Genomic DNA, 4,458 nt, shown 5'->3' with positions numbered 1-4,458 from the left:
CGCCCATCGGCGTCGAGGTGCCGTGCGCGTTCACATAGTCGATCTGGCCGGGGTTCAGCCCGGCCCGCTTCAGCGCCATCTGCATCGAGCGGAACGCGCCCGAGCCTTCGGGGTGCGGCGCCGTCACGTGATAGGCGTCGCCGGTCAGGCCATAGCCGATCACCTCGCCGTAGATCTTTGCACCACGGCGCTTCGCGCGCTCATATTCCTCGAGGACGACGACACCTGCGCCTTCGCCCATCACGAAGCCATCGCGGCCCTTGTCCCACGGGCGGCTGGCGCGTTTCGGATCATCGTTGAAGCCGGTGGAAAGCGCACGCGCCTGTGCGAAACCGGCAATGCCGATCGGGCAGATCGTCGCCTCGGTGCCACCGGCCACCATCACGTCGGCATCATCGAGGGCGATCAGCCGGGCGGCATCACCAATGGCGTGCGCGCCGGTCGAGCAGGCGGTCACGACGGCATGATTCGGACCCATCAGCCCATAGCGGATCGACACCTGCCCCGAGACGAGGTTGATCAGGCGCCCGTGCACGAAGTGCGGGCTGACGCGGCGCGGGCCGCGTTCGTGCAGCACGATCGCTTCTTCGGCGATGCCCGGCAGGCCGCCGATCCCGGAACCGATCAGCGTTCCCGCGCGCAGGCGGTCGGCCTCGGGCATGTCGGTCAGGCCGGCATCCTCGAGCGCCTGTCCTGCCGCGTCGAGGCCGAACACGATGAACGGATCCACCTGCCGCTGGATCTTGTGATCGACCCGCAGGTTGGGGTCGAAGTCGGCGGGCTTCACCTCGCAGGCGATGCGGCAGGCATAGTCGGTCGCGTCGAAGCGGGTGATCGGCCCCGCGCCCGACTGGCCGGCAATCAGCCGTTCCCAGGTCTGCTCCACACTTCCCCCCAGCGGGGTCACTAGCCCAAGGCCGGTCACGACTACGCGGCGCATGCCTCTCTCCTGATGTTCGTCACTCCGCGCTGGCGTTTTTCGCCAGCGTTCCCGGCTCCATCCCTAGCGGCTGGCCTTATGAGTTGGAAAGTGAAATGAATTTGGAAAATGAAACGGAAACGGCCCCGGGGACTGCCCGTCCCACGAGGCCGATCTGCCGTTCGCCGCAACGCGGCGTCCGATCCGGTCTTACTTTCCGTTCGCCGCGATGAAGGCGATGGCGTCCTTCACCGTCAGGATCTTCTCGGCCGCGTCGTCCGGGATTTCCACGCCGAACTCGTCCTCGAAGGCCATCACCAGCTCGACAGTGTCGAGGCTGTCGGCGCCCAGATCATCGATGAAGCTTGCTTCCTCGGTCACCTTCTCGGCGTCGACACCAAGATGCTCGACCACGATCTTCTTCACCCGTTCCGCGACGTCGCTCATTCCTCTTGCCCTTTCACTCGGCAGTCCGCCCCAAGGCGCCCCCGTGGTTTCGTCGCTTCCGCACTAGCCGCACGCCTTGCGCCATGCAAGCACCAGCCCTTCAACCCATGCCCTTCGATCATGGGCATCAGGCCATATACATGCCGCCGTTCACATGGATCGACTGGCCGGTCACATATCCGCCCTCGTCGGAAGCGAGCCAGGCGACCGCCGCCGCCACATCGCTTCCCTCGCCGAAGCGTCCGGCGGGAATGCGTTCGAACATCTTCGCTTTCTGTTCTGGCGTCAGCGCGTCGGTCATCGCCGAGGCGATGAAGCCCGGCGCCACGCAGTTCACCGTGACCCCGCGGCTGGCGACTTCGGCGGCAAGGCTGCGGGTCATGCCCTCGAGACCGGCCTTCGCCGCTGCGTAATTCGCCTGCCCCGGATTGCCGATCGAACCGACGACCGAGCTGATCGAAACAATGCGGCCATGCCGCGCCTTCATCATCGGACGCAGCGCCGCGCGCGACAGCCGGAACGCCGCCTCCAGATCGACCCGCAGCACCGCCGACCAGTCGTCGTCCTTCATGCGCATGGCCAGCCCGTCGCGGGTGATGCCGGCGTTGTTCACAAGAATGTCCAGTTGCCCAAGCTTTTCGTGTGCCGCCGGCACCAGCGCCTCGACTTCGTCGGCGACATCCAGCCGGCACGGCAGCACTTCGGCGCCGCCCAGTTCGTCGGCCAGCATCTCAAGTGCCTCGCGGCGGGTGCCGGACAGCGCCAGCCGCGCCCCGCGCGCCTTCAGCACGCGGGCAATGGCGCCGCCGATACCTCCACTCGCCCCGGTGACGAGCGCGGTGCGCCCGGTCAGATCGAACATGCGTCAGCCTCCTTGCAAAGATTTCGCGAATTGCGCTGCTTACAGCGCCTTCAGCACTGCATCGACATCGTCGGGCTTCTGGACCGACAGGTTCTGGATATCGGGTGCGATGCGCTTCACCATCGGGCCAAGCACCTTGCCGCCCAGTTCGATCATCCGGGTGACACCCGCCGCCGCCATCGCCTCGACCGATTCGCGCCAGCGCACGGTGTCCGTCACCTGCACGACCAGCAGCCGGCGGATCTCGTCGGGCGCCTGCACCGGCGCCGCCGTCACGTTGGCGTAAAGACCAACCATCGGCGCCACGATCGGCGCATCCGCCAGCGCCTTTTCCATCACGGCCGCCGCCGGCAGCATCAGCGGGCAGTGAAACGGCGCCGAGACCGGCAGCATCACCGTGTGCCGGGCGCCTTTGGCCTTGGCCAGCACGACCGCCCGCTCGACGGCTGCCCGGTGCCCCGACAGCACCACCTGCCCCGGCGCATTGTCATTCGCGACGGCACAGACTTCACCGCCCGCCGCTTCGGCGGCGATCACGCGCACATCGTCGATCGTCAGCGCCAGAATCGCCGCCATCGCGCCTTCACCGGGAGGCACTGCCGCCTGCATCGCATCGCCGCGCTGGCGCAGCAGCCGCGCCGTGGCATCGACAGGAAGTGCGCTGGCGGCCGCCAGCGCCGAATATTCGCCAAGGCTGTGCCCGGCGACGAACGCCGCCTTTTCCGCAAGGCGGATACCTCCATCGCGCTCAAGAACGGCAAGCGCGGCAAGGCTTGCCGCCATGATCGCCGGCTGTGCATTCGCGGTAAGCGTCAGCCTGTCCTCAGGCCCCTCGAACATCAGCCGCGAGAGATGTTCTCCCAGCGCGTCGTCCACCTGCTGGAAAATCTCGCGGGCGGCGGCGCTTGCCTCGGCCAGTGCGCGGCCCATGCCGACTGCCTGGCTGCCCTGCCCGGGAAAGATGAATGCTGTAGTCACGGTGTCGCTCGCTCCTCGGTGCGCACTGGAATCGGCCTGCCTTAGAGCCGATTCTCGCCGATGGGAACGAGACACGGCACAAGTGTGCGCGATTTCCGGCGATCTTGACATCTACAGCGCCGGAATTGCCCATCAGCCCCGACATTTGCACGTTTGAACCCAAGTTCCTTGCCCAAAATTACCAACTTCGCCTTTTCAGCAGCGAATGCTTCCCCTATGACGCAAGCCGACATTCGAGTGGGGGGCATTGCCATTCTGGCTGTTCATTTCCGCGCCATCGTTGGCGCGGCATAAGGGGAATGTCGCCCGAGGCGCGAGTAGAAAGGTCGTCAATGAAGCTGGTGAAGAAGCTTACGGTTGCAGTTTCCTTCGGTGTTGCCGCTGCCGTTCCACTGGTGGGTGTTCCCGCCGTTTCGGGTGCGGCGTTCGCGCAGGCTCTTTCGGCTGGTGTCGGCAAGCCGCTGCAACAGGCTTCCAACGCCGCACGCGCCGGAAACACGGCAGCGGCGCAGAACTATGTGAATCAGGCCCGTGCCGCCGCGACAACCCCGATCGAGCGCAAGAAGGTCGGCGAAATGGCCGCCTTCATCTACACCCGCGCCGGCCAGTTCGGTCAGGCAGCAGCAGAACTCGAACGCATCGGCGCCCCGGCCAGCCAGCTCGCGCCGCTATATTATCAGGCCCGCCAGTATGACAAGGCTGTGGCCGCTGCGCGCCAGTCCGGCCAGCTTACCATCGTCGCCCAGTCCTACCTGATGCAGGGCAAGGCCGGCGACGCCGCGCGGATCTACCAGCAGATGCTGGCGAAGAACCCGAACAACCCGTCGGTGCTGCAGAACCTTGCCGGCGCGCAATTCAAGATGGGCGACAAGAAGGCCTATCTCGCCACCATCCAGAAGCTCATCCGGCTCGACCCGACGCCGGCGCGCTGGAAGGCGCTGCTGCTCGACACCAAGGCGCAGCCGATGTCGCGCGATTCGAAGCTGGCTCTCTATCACCTCATGCGTGAAACCGGCACGCTGACAACCGCTGCCGACGTGCAGGACTTTGCCAAGGTTGCGATCGTCGCCGGCCAGCCGGGCATCGCGACCGACGTGGTGAAAACCGCCATCGCCGGCGGTGTGCTGCCCGCAACCGACCCGATGGCAGGCAAGCTTGCAGACGCTGCTGCAAAGCGGCAGGCGGCGGCGATCGCCGGCGCGGCAGCCGCAGCCAGGTCGCCGACGACTGCATTCCAGGCGGGCGGCGCCTA

At 66.3% G+C, this 4,458-nt stretch carries 5 protein-coding genes; 1 reads left to right on the top strand and 4 read right to left on the bottom strand.

Annotation, left to right across the window (positions count from 1 at the left end; all coding sequences use genetic code 11):
- The 4 genes from AC16JP_RS11425 to fabD all read right to left on the bottom strand — a co-directional run.
- A partial coding sequence (locus AC16JP_RS11425) for a beta-ketoacyl-[acyl-carrier-protein] synthase II (RefSeq protein WP_484340741.1) occupies window positions 1-940 on the bottom strand: 940 nt, incomplete at its 3' end.
- A gap of 189 nt (window positions 941-1,129) precedes the next feature.
- Complete coding sequence (locus tag AC16JP_RS11420) at window positions 1,130-1,366, bottom strand: acyl carrier protein (RefSeq protein WP_374386471.1); 237 nt, start codon at window positions 1,364-1,366, stop codon at window positions 1,130-1,132.
- A gap of 127 nt (window positions 1,367-1,493) precedes the next feature.
- Window positions 1,494-2,228 (bottom strand): 3-oxoacyl-[acyl-carrier-protein] reductase, encoded by a 735-nt coding sequence (fabG, locus tag AC16JP_RS11415; RefSeq protein ID WP_484340740.1) that lies wholly within the window; start codon window positions 2,226-2,228, stop codon window positions 1,494-1,496.
- Between the two features lie 39 nt (window positions 2,229-2,267).
- A complete protein-coding gene (gene fabD / locus AC16JP_RS11410) occupies window positions 2,268-3,206 on the bottom strand; it encodes an ACP S-malonyltransferase (RefSeq protein WP_484340739.1) in 939 nt (312 codons plus the stop codon).
- A gap of 332 nt (window positions 3,207-3,538) precedes the next feature.
- Between fabD and AC16JP_RS11405 the strand changes: the two genes are divergently transcribed.
- The coding region (locus AC16JP_RS11405; protein ID WP_484340738.1) for a tetratricopeptide repeat protein at window positions 3,539-4,458 on the top strand (920 nt) is incomplete at its 3' end.

The sequence above is a fragment of the Sandaracinobacteroides sp. genome, from assembly GCF_057137845.1.
This window is presented reverse-complemented; position numbering and strand designations above follow the sequence as displayed.